Here is a 16,742-nt window from a genome sequence, read left to right on the forward strand (position 1 = left end):
ATTACTGGAATAAGCGACGAAGTTGAATAAAAAGTACAAAAGAAAGAAAAATTGTGCAAAATATGAGTACTGGATACTCATACCAAATAATCCATGGAGTAAGTCCTTCAGCAGGAAATATACTACTTTGCAATAGCCCAGAACTAAATGGAGGCAGACTTTCTACTATATCTCCGCTTGAGTCAATTACTGATGATAAGCCGTCATTATTGACTACCACTTGATATCGTCCTGTAAGCAGGGAAAGGATTTGAGCCATTTGTAATTGTTGGTAGCTGGCTAATGAGTGTCCAAACCAGCCATTATCACTAATTGAAACGATCCATTGGGCTTTAGGCATTTGATCACGTAAAATATTGGGGTAAGCAATCTCATAACAAATGAGACTTGCTATAGGATGGTTTTCAATTCGAATTAGAGGTTGCTTTCTTTTCCCTGGTAATAAATTGGGTTCAGGTAAACTCAACCAACGATTAATGGTAACCAGAGGTTTGGGAATATATTCACCAAAAGGAACCAAATGGCGTTTGAGCTTTTTCCCTTTTGCCTGTCCAAGGGTAATTACCGAGTTGTAATAATTTGTTTCACTATCATTTGTAGGTTGTAAAATGCCTAACATAAGCGCGCTGTTCGCCTTCAAAGCTTTTTTGTTCAGTTTAAATAAGTATTTATCCAAATAACTTGCAGGCAGTGGTATGGCGGATTCTGGCAAAATAATTAATTGTTTACCTAGGAGTTTATTAATTGCATCTTCATAGTATTTTAATAAATTCCAAAATAAGGTTTCATCCCATTTATCGCGCATGGATAAATTAGCCTGAACAGCGCCTACACTGATAGGTTCTTGTTTGATTTGTGACCATGAACTATTTTTGCAAAGTATTGGGCTCAAAATGATGAGTACAATTATGATCAAGTAGTGGTAACGTTTTTTGGTATTTTGTGACACAGCTAAAGTCAGTAATGCAGAAATTAAAATACAGACAAAACTGAGTCCATAAATCCCTAAAACAGGCGCGATGTATTTAATGGGAGTATCAATGAGCACGGTGCCTGTCAATAACCAAGGAAAACCGCTAAATAACGTAGCACGGCAGTATTCACTCAAGCACCATAAGACACAAAATAGAGTTAAAGACAACAATTGTCGATTTTTAAACTTAAGCAATTGATAAAAATAAGCAACAAGGGCAGGGAAGAGCGCGAGATACATAATGAAAATTAATGTAACTAATCCTGCAAGTAAATAATTGAGTTGGCCATAATCGTGGATACTGACTATAACCCAGGAAACTCCAAAACCGAAATAGCCTATCCCATAAAAAAAACCAAGTGAAAAGCCTTGTTTCGCAGAGCAATTTTGTAGGCTCGAATAGAGAAAGGCTAAACTCAACAGTGCTAATCCTGGTATATGGAAAGGGGCAAAACCAAAAGGAGCCAGAAGGCCTGCTATAAATATAAAAAAGTATTTAACATAGCCAAAACGAATTGATGAACTCAAAGGGATAGAATTGGCTAAAGCGGTTTGCTTCATGAGTTGTTAAAAAATTATAAAACGATAAGATAATTGAGTCCTTTATCCAGGTCAAGAATTAGTGAAACATTTTATAACTGATCTGTCTCCTAATCCGGATGAAGTGCAAGCGAGTGTTTTAATGACATGAAATTGATTTGCAATAGATCACCACCGCCTACGTCTTGCGGCCTGTGTACAGGATCCCGCTTCGGTGCCATTCATGGATGCAGCGGAAAAGCTGCTGCACGTAGGCCTTTTTATGTACATCCACTCCCCATGACTTGCTTGCAGGGTCCAGAACTAGTGACTATTATTTTTTCAGAACATAGGTTCCTGGTGCATCACAAATCGGTCTTATATCTTGCTCAGGATTGCCTAATTCAGGTGGTTTCTTTTTTGTACCAGAATAATCTGCAAGCCATTTTTCCCAGGCTGACCACCACGAATCTTTAAAATGAGGTGCCCTTTCTAACCAAATGTTAGGGGCCAAATGTTTATCATCCAATTTATGGGTGAGCATTTGATAACTACGTCCATCGTCCCCTGGTTCATTAACGATTCCTGTATTGTGCCCTGCATTAGTTAATACAAAGGTAATATCGCTATCAATAAAGTAATGAATTTTATACACCGATTTCCAAGGCGCGATGTGATCTTTTATAGTGCTTACTGAAAAAATAGGTAATTCGATATCGGCAAGGTTAATGTTCTGATCATGAATCTTAAATCGTCCTTCAACTAAATCATTATTTAAAAATAACTTGCGCAGATACTCACTATGCATTTTATAAGGCATCCTGGTCGCATCGTAATTCCATGCCATTAGGTCACTTACTGTCTGGCGTTTGCCCAATAAATAATCATATACCACACGAGACCAAATGAGATCTATGGAGCGTAACATATTAAACGCCCCTGCCATTTGCGAACCATCTAAATAGCCTTTTTCCCACATGATATCTTCAATATATGTAAGTTGGTTTTCATCGATAAATAGCTGCAATTCGCCTGCATCCTGAAAATCAGTTTGTGCTGCAAACAGCGTCATGGTTTTTAATCGATCATCATTATCAGCTGCCATTTTTGCAGCAACCATGGTTAATAAAGTCCCTCCAATACAATAACCTACGGCATGAACTTTTTTTTGCGGAATAATTTGATTAATTGTTTTTAATGCATCCATCACACCTTGTATTGCGTAATCAGAAAAGTCTAAGTCTCTATCTTCAGAGGTTGGATTTTTCCAGGAAATCATAAATACAGTATGCCCTTTATCTACTAAGAATTTAACCATGGAGTTGTTAGGCGAGAGATCAAGAATGTAATATTTCATAATCCAGGCTGGGACGATTAAGACTGGTTCTGGGTGCACTGTTGAGGTTGTTGATTCATATTGAATCAGCTCAATTAAATGATTTCTATAAATAACTTTCCCGGATGTTACTGCTACATTCTTTCCTACTTTATATTGATCACTTCCCGCTGGTGGTTTGTCATTCAGTCTCCGGATGATGTCCTCAATAAAATTATTCCATCCTTTGCTAAAATTCATGCCCCCTTCATTCATTGTGGCAGTAATTACTTCAGGATTTGTTCCAGGAAAATTAGATGGAGCAAAAACGTCCAGAATTTGGCGTGTTACAAAATTAACTATATTCTCATGATGGTTGGAAACTCCACGAAGATGTGTTGTAGCATCCTCCCACCATTCTTCTGTTAATAAAAAGGATTGTGAATAAACATTGAATGGATACTGAGACCATAATTCATTTTGAAAGCGATGATCGGTTTGCCGTACTTCAACACAGGGTTCACATTTATCCTGGCTTTGTTGTTGTATGTATAACAATAAACGCCCTAGTTTTTGGAGTGCATTTTTATTTAAGTCAATTTGCTTTGCCGGCGAAAAAATTAAATAGATTAGCCAATCTGTAAAAGACATCATGAGTGTTCCTGGGGATAACCAGTTACACAATTGGCTTATTATCGCATGGAATAATCTATCAAAACTTACCCCTTCATAGTCGCATTTTTCTGATTCGGTTAATAAGGGGGCCTGGGCTTTCTTAGTAGATTTTGGGGGCTTCTTTTTCGATTTATTCATGACAATTCCTTTTATGAATTCAAGAATTTTTAAAATATAGTCCTTTTAAATATTATGTATTAAAAAATAGAATAACTCGATTTTAATATTCTCATTTTGTTTCGCACATAGTTTAGAGAATACTATCCAATTCTGAATATTTTGTGTAGGATGATTGCGTTTTATAATGGGAGAGGGATAAATGTATAATGTAATGATTACTGGTGCAGGGAAAATTGGTAGCTTAATCGCTTGTTTATTATCAGAGAGCGGCTCTTACCAAGTTCATCTGGTTGATATTGATTTTAATGGATCCGATGTAAAAAGGCTGTTGGACGCAGTACCCAAAATTAAAACTGTAGCCTTAGATGTTCGAGATCAGCAGTCAACCCAAGCTTATATGGAAAAAAATGGTATTGTGACTGTTATTTCAAGCCTTCCATATTTCCTAAATACTTATGTTGCTGAAGCTGCAAAAGCTGCCAAAGCACATTATTTTGATCTCACCGAAGATACCGCGGTGACTGAAGCAGTGAAAGCAATTGCTCTTGATGCAGAAACTGCATTTGTTCCTCAATGCGGGTTAGCTCCCGGATTTATCAGCATCGCTGCAAACAGTTTAATGCATGAGTTTGAAGAGTGTCACCATGTTAAATTACGTGTCGGAGCTCTTCCTCAAAATGCAAATAATGCCCTCCAATATTCATTAACTTGGTCAACTGATGGAGTTATTAATGAATACGGCAATCCTTGTTATGCAATTAAATATGGAAAAGCAGTAACTTTAGCACCTCTAGAAGGATTAGAAACAATTCAAATCGATGGTTGTGAATATGAAGCTTTTAATACCTCAGGTGGATTGGGAAGTTTGGCAGAATTACATGCAGGTAAAGTACAAACCATGAATTATAAAACAATGCGTTATCCTGGCCATTGTTCAAAGATGCGTTTATTAATGAACGACTTGCGATTAAACCAAGATAGACCTACATTAAAACGAATTTTAGAAAATGCTATTCCTAAAACTTATCAAGATCTTGTGATTGTTTATGTTTCTGTTGAAGGAATGAAACGAGGCGAGTTAACCGAAAAAAATTATGTGAAAAAGATTTATCCTGCAGAAATTTGTGGTTTGGAATGGTCAGCAATTCAAATAAGTACTGCTTCTGGTGTTTGTGCAGTAGTTGATTTAGTGCTTGGGCAAGAGAATGAGTATAAGGGAATGATTTTACAAGAGAAATTCCAATTGTCTTCAGTACTGGAAAATCGTTTTGGTCGCTATTACGCTTAATCTAGAAATATCATGTTACTGTACCCGGATTATATTTTAGTGAGTCCGGGTTACTATGGAGACATTTAATGGACATATTAAAACGTTTGAAAATTCATGCAGTTAATCCTGGCGCTTTTAGTGGCCAAGGTTGGCAAAGTGGAGTTCATGAGCATCAACTAATCTCTTATAACCCTGCAAATGGTGAAAAACTTGCAGAAATAGCAACATGCACTCTACGCGATTATGAAGAGGTAATGACTCGTGCTCAACATGCTGCGCATGAATGGAAAAAAGTTCCTGCTCCCAAAAGAGGAGAAATCATCAGGCAAATTGGCCAGGCCTTGCGTGAACATAAAGATGCATTGGGAAGTTTGGTTTCACTTGAAATGGGCAAATCCAAGCAGGAGGGGGACGGAGAGGTTCAGGAAATGATTGATATAGCCGATTTTGCGGTGGGTCAATCACGAATGTTATATGGTAATTCCATGCACTCCGAACGTCCTCAACACAGAATGTATGAGCAGTGGCATCCATATGGTATTGTTGGCGTTATTTCGGCGTTTAACTTTCCCGTTGCAGTTTGGTCTTGGAATGCTTTCCTGGCTGCTATCTGTGGTAATGTGACTCTGTGGAAACCTTCAGCAAAGACTCCTTTGTGTGCTATTGCGGTTCAGCATATTTGCAATGATGTGTTAAGAGCTAATGGTTGTCCGGAAATATTTAGTTTAATTATTCCAGAAAGCCACGATGTGGTTGAGGAAATGGTTAATGATAAACGTATCCCTCTTATTTCATTTACTGGCTCAACAGCTGTAGGTAAAAAGGTTGCAGAAAAAGTTGCTGCCCGATTAGGTAAAACTATCCTGGAATTAGGTGGTAATAACGCAATTATTCTCGATGAATCAGCAGATCTTCATTTAGCAATCCCAGCCATTGTTTTTGGAGCAGTAGGTACTGCAGGTCAACGGTGTACTTCTACACGACGCTTATTTATTCATCATTCTAAGTATGATTATGTTGTAGAACGTTTACGTTTTGCCTATGAGCAAATAACAATTGGTGATCCTTTAGATAAGAAAAATTTAATGGGACCGCTTATTGATGAACAGGCTGTGCATCAATTTAATCAGGCAATAGCTCGAATTAAGGAAGCAGGCGGCCGGATTATTTTTGGCGGCGAACCAGTACAGCGTCCTGGTTTTTTTGTTCAGCCTACATTGGTATGTAATATAAAAAATCATTGGGAAATTGTACAGGAAGAAACATTCGCGCCAATTTTGTACGTTATGCCTTTTCAGACAATCGATGAGGCGATTGCTTTACAAAATCATGTACCTCAAGGATTGTCTTCTGCCATGTTCACCCAAAACCTGAAAAATGCGGAACATTTTTTAAGTGCCTGGGGCAGTGATTGTGGAATTGCCAATATTAATATAGGGACTTCAGGTGCTGAAATTGGTGGTGCGTTTGGTGGAGAAAAAGAAACCGGAGGTGGGCGTGAATCGGGTTCTGATTCTTGGAAAGCATACATGCGTCGACAAACCAATACGATAAATTGGGGAAATGAACTACCCTTAGCGCAAGGCATTCGTTTTGATTTGTCTTGATTTAAGGTAACTATTAGCACAGTTCACCGAAAAGCCATATTTGGTGCATCTTGGGCGAAAGCCATTCTAAAAAATGCTCACATAGCCATCTATGCTGCGCTTTTTTAGAATGGCTTTCGCCCAACCTGCACTCAAATCTGACTTTTCACCAAGATTTTTAAAATTTTGGTGAATGGATACGATTTAAGCAAATTGAAGGGTGAAGCGAGGCGTAACTCCGGTTACAATTCACCTCACCCCAGGCTACATTTAATTAACGAGGAAAAAAGAATGCAGGGACCTTTTTTTATAAAAAAAGTCGCAGTTCTGGGTGCTGGTGTTATGGGTGCGCAGATTGCAGCGCACTGTGTTAACGCAGGTATAGAAACGTTACTCTATGATTTGGCATCTAAAGAAGGAAATCCAAACGCACTGATTGATAAATCAATAGCTAATTTAGGGAAGCTAAAACCTGTTCCTCTTGCTACTGCCCAAACTGCAACATTGTTGCAAGCACGAAATTATGATCAGGATCTTGCTGATTTATCTTCATGCGATTTAGTGATTGAAGCAATAGCCGAGCGCTTGGATTGGAAAGAAGATTTATACAAGCGGATTTCTCCATTTTTAACAGAACACTCTATTTTAGTGAGTAATACTTCAGGTTTGAGTATTAATTCTTTATGTTCTGTTTTACCTGAGGCGCATAGGAAGAATTTTTGTGGTGTACACTTTTTTAATCCTCCACGTTACATGCACCTTGCAGAACTTATTCCTGCGAAAACTACAGATAAGGAATTAGTGGATAAACTGGAAACATGGTTAACTCGTAATTTAGGTAAAGGAGTGGTGCGCGCTAAAGATACGCCTAATTTTATTGGTAATCGTATAGGCGTATTTTCTCTCTTAACAACCTTGCATCACGCTTTTTCTATGGATATGGGATTGGATGAAGTTGATGCATTGACAGGCCCTTTGTTAGGGAGGCCAAAATCTGCCACATTTCGCACTATGGATGTTGTTGGTCTCGACACCATGCAACATGTAATCCACACAATGCAGCAGCAGTTACACGATGATCCATGGCATCATACGTTTAAACTGCCAGAATGGCTGCTTAATCTTATTAAAGAGGGACATTTAGGTCAAAAAACAGGCCAAGGTATTTATAGAAAAAATGGCAAAATTATCGAGGTTTATGATGTTAGAACATCAACTTATCGTCCGGCTCAACCTGTTGTAAGCGATGAGTTGAAAACGATCATGGGTAATTCTGATCCAGCAGTACGCATGCAAAATCTACTTACTTCGAATAACAAGCAAGCACAGTTTTTGGCTGCATGTTTCAGAGATTTATTCCATTATTGTGCCTATCATCTAGAGTCAATTGCAGAGAATGTTCGAGATGTAGATTTGGCGATTCGCTGGGGCTTTGGATGGATGCAAGGACCTTTTGAAACATGGCAATTAGCAGACCTGGCAAAAATGACTCAATATATTAATCAGGCAATGAAGGAAAAATCCTCTCTTAGTACAGCGCAATTGCCCGGATGGCTTTTTGAAATCGATGCTTTCTATACTAAAAATGGTGCATATTCGCCGCAGATGAATGATTATCAACCACGAAGCCAATTACCTGTGTACAAACGTCAATTCTTCACTGACCGGGTTATTAAAGAAACAGCTCATCCTACACCGGTGATTTATGAAAATGAAGGTGTGCGTTTATGGCATTTACAAGATGATGTAGCTGTTGTGAATTTCAAAAGTAAAGCAAATACTGTGGGACAAGTTGTTCTTGATGGATTGGAGGCTGCAGTTGAAACTGCGGAAAAACAATGCCGTGGGTTAATTATTTATCAACATGATGCGACTAATTTCTGTTCGGGCGCTGACTTACGTGGTGTTCTTAATTTAATTAAGGACAAGAAAATGCAGGCTTTGGACACTATGATTGCACAATTTCAACATGTAGCTTTACGTTTGAAATATAGTTCTATTCCAACAGTTGCGGCGTTGAGAGGACGTGCTCTTGGTGGTGGCTGTGAATTAATGATGCATTGCGATGCCGTGGTTGCAGCCTTTGAAGCTTATCCGGGTTTGGTTGAGTTTGGCGTTGGAGTCATACCTGCTGGGGGTGGATGTAAAGAAATGGCCATGCGTGCTGCACATCTGGCTCCTAAAGGCGATTTGATGGCAGTTCTTCAGGGTTACTATCAACAAATCGCCACTGCGCAAGTTGCAAGTTCAGCTGCTGATGCAATGCAGATGGGCTATTTACGAAGCACGGACCGTTATGTCATGAATGCTGATGAAGTCCTCTATGTTGCATTGGCTAAAGTAAATTTTATGCATACAGAAAATTACTTGCCTCCTTTAAAGAAACAGTTTCAAATTGCTGGAATTGAAGGTAAAGCACGATTACAGGCAGGTTTGGTTAATTGGTTAGAGGGTGGATTTATTTCTCAGCATGATTATTTCATTGCTACGGAGCTGGCAACAGTACTTTGTGGTGGCAATCTCAATCAAAACACATTTGTTGATGAGAACTGGATGCTTAAGTTAGAACGAGAAGCTTTCATAACTCTTGCTGGATCGCAATTAACTCAAGCACGCATTAGTCATTTACTAGAAACTGGCAAGCCGTTACGCAACTAAGGGAGATTTGAAAAATGACTAATGTATATATAGTTGACGCATTACGCACTCCAGTAGGTAAAGCACCACGCGGTGTGTTTAAGAATACTTTACCAGATGATTTATTAGCCCATGTGATTAGAAATTTAATAGAACGTAATCCATCAGTGGATCATCAGGAAATAGGAGACGTTGTTATAGGTTGTGCTATGCCTGAGGCAGAGCAGGGTATGAATGTAGCGCGTATCGCAGCATTACTTGCTGACTTACCTCAATCTGTTCCTGCAATGACAATCAACCGTTTTTGTTCTTCCGGGGTGCAAAGTATTGCTACTGTTGCAGAGTCTATACGTAATGGAGACATGCATTTGGCTCTCGCTGGTGGTGTTGAAAGCATGTCTATGGTTCCTTTAGGTGGAAATAAATATACAGCAAATCCTGTGATATTCAATAATGACGATATCGCAATCGCATACGGGATGGGTATTACTGCTGAAAATGTTGCAAAACGTTGGGAGATTACTCGCGAGCAACAAGATGAGTTTGCTGCTGAAAGTCATAAAAAGGCAATAACAGCACAGCAAAAGGGTGACTTTAAAGCTGAGATCAGTCCCGTAGAAATTATCCTAAGACAGGCAGATTTAGAAAATGCCACAGTAATCATGAAGAAGAAATGGGTGAATGATGATGAGGGACCACGAGCCGACACTTCTTATGATGTGATTTCTAAATTAAAACCAGTCTTTGCGGCAAAGGGCACGGTTACTGCTGGAAACAGTTCACAGACTAGTGATGGCGCCGGTATTGCTTTATTGGCCAGTGAACAGGCTTTACACCAATATAACTTGAAACCAATAGGACGATTACTGAGTTATGCGGTCGCCGGGGTTCCTCCGGAAATTATGGGGATTGGTCCTATCAAAGCAATTCCAGTTGCTTTAAAACGAGCTGGTATTACTTTAGATCAGCTGGATTGGATAGAGCTCAATGAGGCTTTTGCAGCGCAAGCTTTGGCAGTGATTAAAGAACTTGATCTTCCCCGAACCAAAGTGAATCCTCTAGGTGGGGCTATTGCCTTAGGACATCCGTTAGGTGCAACAGGTGCAATAAGAACAGCTACTTTATTGCATGGGTTAAAAAGAACTAAAGGACGATATGGCATGGTCACTATGTGTATTGGTACAGGCATGGGCGCTGCTGCAATATTTGAAGCCTTATAAATTTGTAGCAGAGTGGCTGTAGGAACCTGTTCACGGTAATAGTGTTAATATGAATGAGAGCCTAGGTGAAGCAAAAGCGCGCGGCACTGAGGTTCTCTAATTGGTTTGTGCTTTCAATCAAATTACGAGTGCTGCAACATAAAATTTCCAAGAGTTCTGAAGACTAATTATCCTCTTTAATTGCTTATCCTATATTTGATTTGACTTCAATTGATAAGTAGGAGGAAAGTCCTAATTCACGTTCCAGGTTTGATGCTTTTGCCTGGCTCAATGTTTCTTCTTCCATGTCAAGCCCGAGCTACATTTTGCTTTTGATGTCTCTCAGGTTACACGGTGTAAAGAAAAAAAGCGCTACTTAGTTTTTATCGCGGAATATAATGCGACCTTTGGACAAGTCATAGGGAGTTAATTCGACTTTAACTTTGTCACCAGTCAAAATTCTAATGTAATTTTTACGCATACGACCAGAAATGTGGGCGGTGACAACATGCCCATTTTCTAATTCAACTCGAAACATGGTGTTGGGTAAGGTATCTATAACCGTTCCAGCCATTTCTATATGATCTTCTTTTGCCATAGGTCTCTCAGTAATCTACCAAAATTTAAGGTTTATTATTATATACTTTACTGCGTGTATACTGCACTAAAATGAAGAAAATGGCAATCTAAGCTCATTAAAATTTAATTATTTGTATTGCTCCACAATGGGTTTACTACAGACATTATCGACTCAGCTATTAATAAAATCTCTCTTATTTAACTAATCCAGGAATATTCTCAGCTACAAATACATCACCGACATAGTCAAAATAGTATCTCTCTTGACTGGCTTGCGCACGACTGGGTCTAATCAGCCCATGCAGATTAAATTCATTTTTTTGTAATTCAAAGCTCAGTGTCTTAATCTGCTCTGGGGTAACGCTTTGTTCAAATAGCCGCTTTGCCGTATTGAGAAAGCACCGCATTTCCTCATCAAAAGTTGCTTTATCGTGCATATATCTTGCTTTTACTTCAAGGGTATCTGTAAATGCAGGCTCTTTAGGTGGTTTAGGAACCATTTTCCACCCATCATGTGTTAATCCCAATCGGAGATGTTTTACCATTTCGTGTTCTTGAGAGTAATATGAAACAGTCATTATCCCTGCCGAATTATCTCTTATTAAAAACACAGCCTTAGTTTCTTGTTTTGTGGCACCATGGTTATCCAAAATATCATGTAATTGGTAACTGCTAAGTTGTCCAAAAATAATAGAAACTTTAGACCCTGATTCATTATTTTGTTTTGAATCCATAGGCAACTACTCCGGGTTATGTAACTACCTTATCAATCATTGAAGCCATAACAGGATGAAATGGTAATGGTATGTCTATATCGTATAATAATAGTACACTGATGTTGCTATTTGAAATATTAAGGTAAAATGATATTCCACTGGCCTTGCTTTGTAGGGTGTTCTAATGACTGGGATAACAGGTGAAGAAATTCTTTTCGTTCGATAACTTTAGCGCCTAGGCTTTGTAAATGATTGGTTGGAATTTGGCAATCAATAAAATCAAAGTTCCAGTCTACCATTGTTTTACATAAATAATAAAAAGCAATTTTTGAAGCATTGGTTATCTTGTGAAACATAGATTCACCAAAAAAAGCATGGCCCAAACTGATTCCATATAAGCCTCCTACAAGTTCATTTTCATACCATATTTCAAAAGAATGAGCATAGCCCATGGTATGTAAACGGGTATATGCTTCAATCATTTCTTCTGTTATCCAGGTATTATTTATTCGTTCAGCACGCGTAGCGCATGCAGTAATTACTTGTTTAAATGCAGTATCTATTGTGAATCTGAAGGACTTTTTTAATGATTTTTGTAGACTGCGGGATACTTTAAATTCATTGGGAATTAATATGAGTCTTGGATTTGGAGACCACCAGAGAATAGGGGTTCCTGGCTCATACCAGGGAAAAATTCCTTGTTTATAAGCTTGAAGTAGGCGTTGGGGTGATAAATCACCGCCAATGAATAATAGACCTTGGTCATCACTTGTTTCTGGATTTGGAAAGAAGTGAGTTTCATTATAACTCAATACAATCTCCTGGATTTATCAAGAATTTTTCTCTTACAAATCTTTTTTATTCTACAATTATTATAAACCTAGAAAAAGCAGTTGAAACCTGCTGCGGGACCTAAAGGTATCAAATTTGCCGGATTGTTTTAAAACAGTCCAATTCCTTCAGGATCTTTAGTTCGCTTACTAGGGTTTCTACTGTTTTTCTAGGTTAAACAAAGAACAGGAGGAAGCAATTGGATTATCTGTATAGTTTGGGAAATATTTTAATGCTCTTGAGTCTTTGCTTTAGAAAAGTACTCTTTCTTCGTACAATATTTATACTATCGGATTTATCGTTTTTGCTTTATGGCGTATTGGCTGATGTACCTCCAGTTGCATATTGGGCTATCGCATCATTAGTGATTAATTTTGTACAGATTGGCATTTTGTTAAGAGATATGATACCTAGAGACTTGCCTTATGATTTGCAACAAATAAAAGATTTATTTTTTTCAAGTATGCAAACGAGTGATTTTATTCGCCTTATAAAATTGAGTTATCGAGGTACTTCCAGCAATAAAAGAATGCTGATTAAAGGAGAACTTGTAGAAAACCTAATGTTGATCACCAAAGGTTTGGTTTATATTGAGGTAGATGGGGCTATTATTGAGATAGGCCCTTATCATTTTATTGGTGAGATGAGCTATTTTAGAGACGGTAAGGCCAGCACTACCATACATTCACGAGAACCAGTGGATTTTTTATATTGGCGTTATTCCGATTTGCGCCGCTTACAAGAGAAAAACCCGCCCTTATTTATGAAAATGATTGAAGCTATGGGGAAAGATATTATGTTGAAAATGCTTCATCAAAATGAAACTACAGGGTCACCATAAATAGCAATTTTATCGGGGCAGCAAAGCAACGTTATTGCCTTCTAAGTCAGCTTCACTGCGCGAGATTTTAATTAAACGCTACTCCCCTAAATCCAAATATTGTTCTGCATCAAGAGCAGCCATACAACCAAAACCAGCAGAGGTGATGGCTTGTCGGTACACATGGTCAGCCACATCACCACAAGCAAATACACCGGGAACGGAAGTGCTGGTTGCCATACCTTCCAGTCCTGATTTAATCACGATATAACCATTATTCATGATGAGTTGATCTTTAAACAAATCAGTATTGGGTGTGTGTCCTATAGCAATGAATACCCCATCGACATTTAGTAACTCCTTTGTATCATTTTGTACATTACGAATTAAAGCCCCAGTTACTTTTTTATCATCACCAATGACTTCATCAAGAGTGGAGTTCCATATTATTTTAATATTGCCATTACGTGTTTTTTCAAAGAGTTTATCCTGGAGGATTTTCTCTGCGCGCAGACTGTCCCGTCGATGTACTAAGGTTACGGAGGAGGCGAGGTTAGACAAATAAAGCGCTTCTTCAACGGCAGTATTTCCTCCACCAATAACACAAACTGCTTTATTGCGATAAAAAAAGCCGTCACACGTAGCGCAAGCGGAGACCCCTCGGCCTTGATAAGCTGATTCTGACTCTAATCCTAGGTATCGTGCAGAAGCTCCAGTCGCGATGATCAGTGCATCGCAGGTATAAATATCACTATCACCATGCAGGGTAAAAGGTGCTTGTGCTAAATTCGCTTTAACAATATGATCAAAAATAATTTGGGTTTCAAAGCGTTCTGCATGTTTTTGCATACGCTCCATCAGGGCAGGGCCTTGTAGTCCTTCGATGTCACCAGGCCAGTTATCAACGTCCGTTGTGGTCGTTAATTGACCTCCTGGTTGCATTCCAGTGATTAAAACCGGATGAAGATTGGCTCTTGCAGCATAGACTGCAGCGGTGTAACCTGCTGGTCCTGAACCTAATATGATTAAGCGATGATGATTGCTTGAGCTCATTGTCTCTGCCTTCCTTAATATTTTGATATTTTGTGTTAAGATGGCGAATATTATGACAAAAACAACTATATGAAAATACCTATGGAAAAACAACATTCAGGAAAAAAATCTGGTGCTTCTAAAAAAGACATGCCTAGCTATGTTGTAAAGCGACTTAGTGAGGGTAGTTTTATATTAATTTTAACAAGTGCTCTTTTTGTGCTCTTGTCTTTACTGACTTATAAAGTCAGTGATCCTGGATTTTCACATGCTTCACGAGCCGGAGCGCTAGTTGCAAACTCAGGTGGGCAAGTGGGCGCTTATATTGCAGACGCTCTTTACTTTGCATTTGGATATTTTGCCTATTTGGTCCCCATCGCTTTTGTTTATATTTCCTGGGCCTTATTACATGATTTTCGTGCATTAAAGATTTTTGATAAACGCGTTTTAGTTCTTCGTTCTGTTGGATTGATGCTTATGTTTGCTGGGGGGTGCGGCTTGTTAAGCCTCGAGGCAGAGATGAATCAATTGGATTCCATTCATGGTGCCGGAGGATTTATAGGGCAAGCTGTTGGAGGTGGTTGGTATCAAATGCTGAATTTGCATGGAGCAAGCTTGGTTCTATTGGCTATGCTTTTGGTAGGAACTACATGGTTAACCGGTCTATCCTGGATAAAGGCAATTGAACTTATCGGTTTTTATACATTATTCGCTGCAAATTATGTTTCTAAGGCAATACAAAAAGTAGTATATCTTCTTAAGGCTCAAGTTGAGCGTTCAAAGTTAAAGGAAATAACCAAAGCACCTCGTGAAAAAACCGCTCCGAAATTATTTAAGCCAAAAGTAGAGAAAGAAAAAGAGGGGATAGCTCCTCCTATTTTAATTACTGAAGTAAAACCTGAAATTGTTAAATCGGTTCCGACTCCAGTTAAGGAAATAAAGGAAATCCGTATTCCCAAAGTAAGTATTTCCGGTGAATTGCCCTCTCTAGGTTTATTAGATAAAGGACAACCTGGAAAACCAATGGGTGGATATACGCATCAGGAATTGGAGAATTTATCAAGGGAAGTAGAACAACATTTACTGGATTTTGGCATTCAGGCTGGTGTAGTTGCTGTCCATCCTGGACCTGTGGTAACTCGCTTTGAATTACAATTGGCAGCAGGTATCAAAGTAAGCAAGTTGACTGCGTTGGCTAAAGACTTAGCCCGTTCTTTATCTGTCATTTCAGTTCGTGTTGTTGAAGTAATCCCAGGTAAAACTGTGGTTGGATTGGAGTTACCCAATCATTCGCGAGAAACCGTTCGCTTATCGGATGTCCTATTAGCGGATGTATATCAACAGGCCCACTCATCAATTACCTTAGCCTTAGGTGTTGATATTGCAGGCCATCCTGTAGTGGTTGATTTGGCTAAAATGCCGCATTTATTGGTTGCTGGGACAACAGGGTCGGGTAAATCGGTTGGTATCAATGCCATGATTCTAAGTATCTTATTTAAGGCAACCCCCGATCAGGTACGTCTCATTATGGTTGATCCTAAAATGTTGGAGTTATCCGTTTATGATGGAATTCCGCATTTGTTGACTCCTGTGGTTACCGATATGAAAGAAGCTGCCAGTGCATTGCGTTGGTGCGTTGAAGAGATGGAACGTCGTTATAAGCTTATGGCTGCTTTGGGTGTAAGGAACTTGGCAGGTTTTAATAGTAAAATCGCTGAGGCGATTGCTGATGGCAAACCTTTGGTAAATCCTTTATGGAAGCCTGTTGATTCAATGGATGAAACAGCTCCAGAGTTAGAGCTTTTACCCTATATAGTTGTTGTGATTGATGAGCTTGCCGACATGATGATGGTTGTAGGTAAGAAGGTAGAGCAGTTGATTGCGCGAATTGCTCAAAAAGCACGTGCCGCTGGAATTCACATGATTCTTGCTACACAGAGGCCTTCGGTGGATGTTTTGACAGGATTGATTAAATCAAATATTCCTACAAGGATGTCGTTTCAAGTTTCGTCAAAAATTGATTCTCGTACTATATTAGATCAACAAGGTGCAGAACAATTATTAGGACATGGAGATATGCTCTATTTGGCACCAGGAAGTGGAGCACCCTTACGTATTCATGGGGCTTTTGTTGATGACAAAGAAGTTCATCGTATTGCCGATGACTGGCGTGCTCGAGGGGAACCTGATTATATTGAGGATATCTTAAAGTTAACTGGTGATGGTAATGAAGGTGGAGCAGATGAAGAGGGGCAATCCGCAGCTGAGGACGATGATCCTCTTTATGATCAAGCAGTAGAATTCGTTATTCAAACGCGTAAGGCAAGTATCTCTGCAGTTCAACGACGTTTAAAAATAGGTTACAACCGCGCAGCAAGAATGGTTGAGGAAATGGAGCGAACAGGAATTGTGGGGCCATTAGATGGCGGCTATCGTGATGTTCTGGTATCGTCCGTGACGGAGGATTAGC

At 39.1% G+C, this 16,742-nt stretch carries 12 protein-coding genes; 6 read left to right on the plus strand and 6 right to left on the minus strand.

Annotated elements, in window-relative coordinates; translation table 11 throughout:
- Position 1: 1 nt before the first annotated feature.
- Together lnt and FOLKNPGA_RS07680 are read right to left on the minus strand one after the other, a co-directional pair.
- Positions 2-1,534 carry an apolipoprotein N-acyltransferase gene (lnt, locus tag FOLKNPGA_RS07675; RefSeq protein WP_182352480.1) on the minus strand — a complete coding sequence of 511 codons (1,533 nt, stop codon included), beginning with the start codon at positions 1,532-1,534 and terminating at the stop codon, positions 2-4.
- A 292-nt stretch (positions 1,535-1,826) separates the two neighbouring features.
- Positions 1,827-3,620 carry an alpha/beta hydrolase gene (locus FOLKNPGA_RS07680; RefSeq protein WP_182352481.1) on the minus strand — a complete coding sequence of 598 codons (1,794 nt, stop codon included), beginning with the start codon at positions 3,618-3,620 and terminating at the stop codon, positions 1,827-1,829.
- Positions 3,621-3,801: 181 nt separating this feature from the next.
- Here FOLKNPGA_RS07680 and FOLKNPGA_RS07685 point away from each other — a divergent pair, with 181 nt between their 5' ends.
- The 4 genes from FOLKNPGA_RS07685 (at position 3,802) to FOLKNPGA_RS07700 (ending at position 10,315) form a co-directional block, all read left to right on the plus strand.
- Positions 3,802-4,890: a saccharopine dehydrogenase family protein gene (locus FOLKNPGA_RS07685; protein ID WP_182352482.1), complete on the plus strand. Its 1,089-nt coding sequence runs from the start codon at positions 3,802-3,804 to the stop codon at positions 4,888-4,890.
- Between the two features lie 68 nt (positions 4,891-4,958).
- Complete coding sequence (locus FOLKNPGA_RS07690) at positions 4,959-6,479, plus strand: aldehyde dehydrogenase family protein (RefSeq protein WP_182352483.1); 1,521 nt, start codon at positions 4,959-4,961, stop codon at positions 6,477-6,479.
- 270 nt (positions 6,480-6,749) lie between these two features.
- On the plus strand, positions 6,750-9,116 hold the full coding sequence (locus FOLKNPGA_RS07695) for a 3-hydroxyacyl-CoA dehydrogenase/enoyl-CoA hydratase family protein (protein WP_182352484.1): 2,367 nt from the start codon (positions 6,750-6,752) through the stop codon (positions 9,114-9,116).
- 14 nt (positions 9,117-9,130) lie between these two features.
- The gene (locus FOLKNPGA_RS07700; RefSeq protein ID WP_182352485.1) at positions 9,131-10,315 is read left to right on the plus strand and encodes an acetyl-CoA C-acyltransferase; all 1,185 of its coding nucleotides are present in this window, start codon (positions 9,131-9,133) and stop codon (positions 10,313-10,315) included.
- A gap of 355 nt (positions 10,316-10,670) precedes the next feature.
- On the opposite strand, the gene infA is transcribed toward FOLKNPGA_RS07700, so the two are convergent.
- The 3 genes from infA to aat all read right to left on the minus strand — a co-directional run bounded on the left by infA (position 10,671) and on the right by aat (position 12,401).
- Entirely contained in the window at positions 10,671-10,892 is a 222-nt protein-coding gene (gene infA, locus FOLKNPGA_RS07705; RefSeq protein WP_006872751.1) for a translation initiation factor IF-1, read from the minus strand.
- 175 nt (positions 10,893-11,067) lie between these two features.
- On the minus strand, positions 11,068-11,607 hold the full coding sequence (locus tag FOLKNPGA_RS07710) for a hypothetical protein (protein WP_182352486.1): 540 nt from the start codon (positions 11,605-11,607) through the stop codon (positions 11,068-11,070).
- A gap of 119 nt (positions 11,608-11,726) precedes the next feature.
- Positions 11,727-12,401, minus strand: coding sequence for a leucyl/phenylalanyl-tRNA--protein transferase (gene aat, locus FOLKNPGA_RS07715; protein WP_182352487.1), 675 nt, complete (start codon positions 12,399-12,401; stop codon positions 11,727-11,729).
- A gap of 218 nt (positions 12,402-12,619) precedes the next feature.
- Here aat and FOLKNPGA_RS07720 point away from each other — a divergent pair, with 218 nt between their 5' ends.
- On the plus strand, positions 12,620-13,261 hold the full coding sequence (locus tag FOLKNPGA_RS07720; RefSeq protein ID WP_182352488.1) for a cyclic nucleotide-binding domain-containing protein: 642 nt from the start codon (positions 12,620-12,622) through the stop codon (positions 13,259-13,261).
- Positions 13,262-13,339: 78 nt separating this feature from the next.
- On the opposite strand, the gene trxB is transcribed toward FOLKNPGA_RS07720, so the two are convergent.
- Complete coding sequence (gene trxB, locus FOLKNPGA_RS07725) at positions 13,340-14,293, minus strand: thioredoxin-disulfide reductase (RefSeq protein WP_182352489.1); 954 nt, start codon at positions 14,291-14,293, stop codon at positions 13,340-13,342.
- An 81-nt stretch (positions 14,294-14,374) separates the two neighbouring features.
- On the opposite strand from trxB, the gene FOLKNPGA_RS19135 reads away from it, so the two are divergent.
- Positions 14,375-16,741, plus strand: coding sequence for a DNA translocase FtsK (locus FOLKNPGA_RS19135; RefSeq protein ID WP_182352490.1), 2,367 nt, complete (start codon positions 14,375-14,377; stop codon positions 16,739-16,741).
- Position 16,742: the final 1 nt, after the last annotated feature.

This window comes from Legionella sp. PC1000 (genome assembly GCF_014109805.1).
GTDB lineage: Bacteria > Pseudomonadota > Gammaproteobacteria > Legionellales > Legionellaceae > Legionella > Legionella resiliens.

Excerpts from the sequence above, each read along its gene's own strand:
- FOLKNPGA_RS19135 (WP_182352490.1), top strand. The coding sequence starts at position 14,375 with ATGGAAAAACAACATTCAGGAAAAAAATCTGGTGCTTCTAAAAAAGAC.
- trxB (WP_182352489.1), bottom strand. The coding sequence starts at position 14,293 with ATGAGCTCAAGCAATCATCATCGCTTAATCATATTAGGTTCAGGACCA.
- FOLKNPGA_RS07710 (WP_182352486.1), bottom strand. The coding sequence starts at position 11,607 with ATGGATTCAAAACAAAATAATGAATCAGGGTCTAAAGTTTCTATTATT.
- FOLKNPGA_RS07690 (WP_182352483.1), top strand. The coding sequence starts at position 4,959 with ATGGACATATTAAAACGTTTGAAAATTCATGCAGTTAATCCTGGCGCT.
- lnt (WP_182352480.1), bottom strand. The coding sequence starts at position 1,534 with ATGAAGCAAACCGCTTTAGCCAATTCTATCCCTTTGAGTTCATCAATT.
- FOLKNPGA_RS07695 (WP_182352484.1), top strand. The coding sequence starts at position 6,750 with ATGCAGGGACCTTTTTTTATAAAAAAAGTCGCAGTTCTGGGTGCTGGT.
- infA (WP_006872751.1), bottom strand. The coding sequence starts at position 10,892 with ATGGCAAAAGAAGATCATATAGAAATGGCTGGAACGGTTATAGATACC.
- FOLKNPGA_RS07680 (WP_182352481.1), bottom strand. The coding sequence starts at position 3,620 with ATGAATAAATCGAAAAAGAAGCCCCCAAAATCTACTAAGAAAGCCCAG.
- FOLKNPGA_RS07700 (WP_182352485.1), top strand. The coding sequence starts at position 9,131 with ATGACTAATGTATATATAGTTGACGCATTACGCACTCCAGTAGGTAAA.
- FOLKNPGA_RS07685 (WP_182352482.1), top strand. The coding sequence starts at position 3,802 with ATGTATAATGTAATGATTACTGGTGCAGGGAAAATTGGTAGCTTAATC.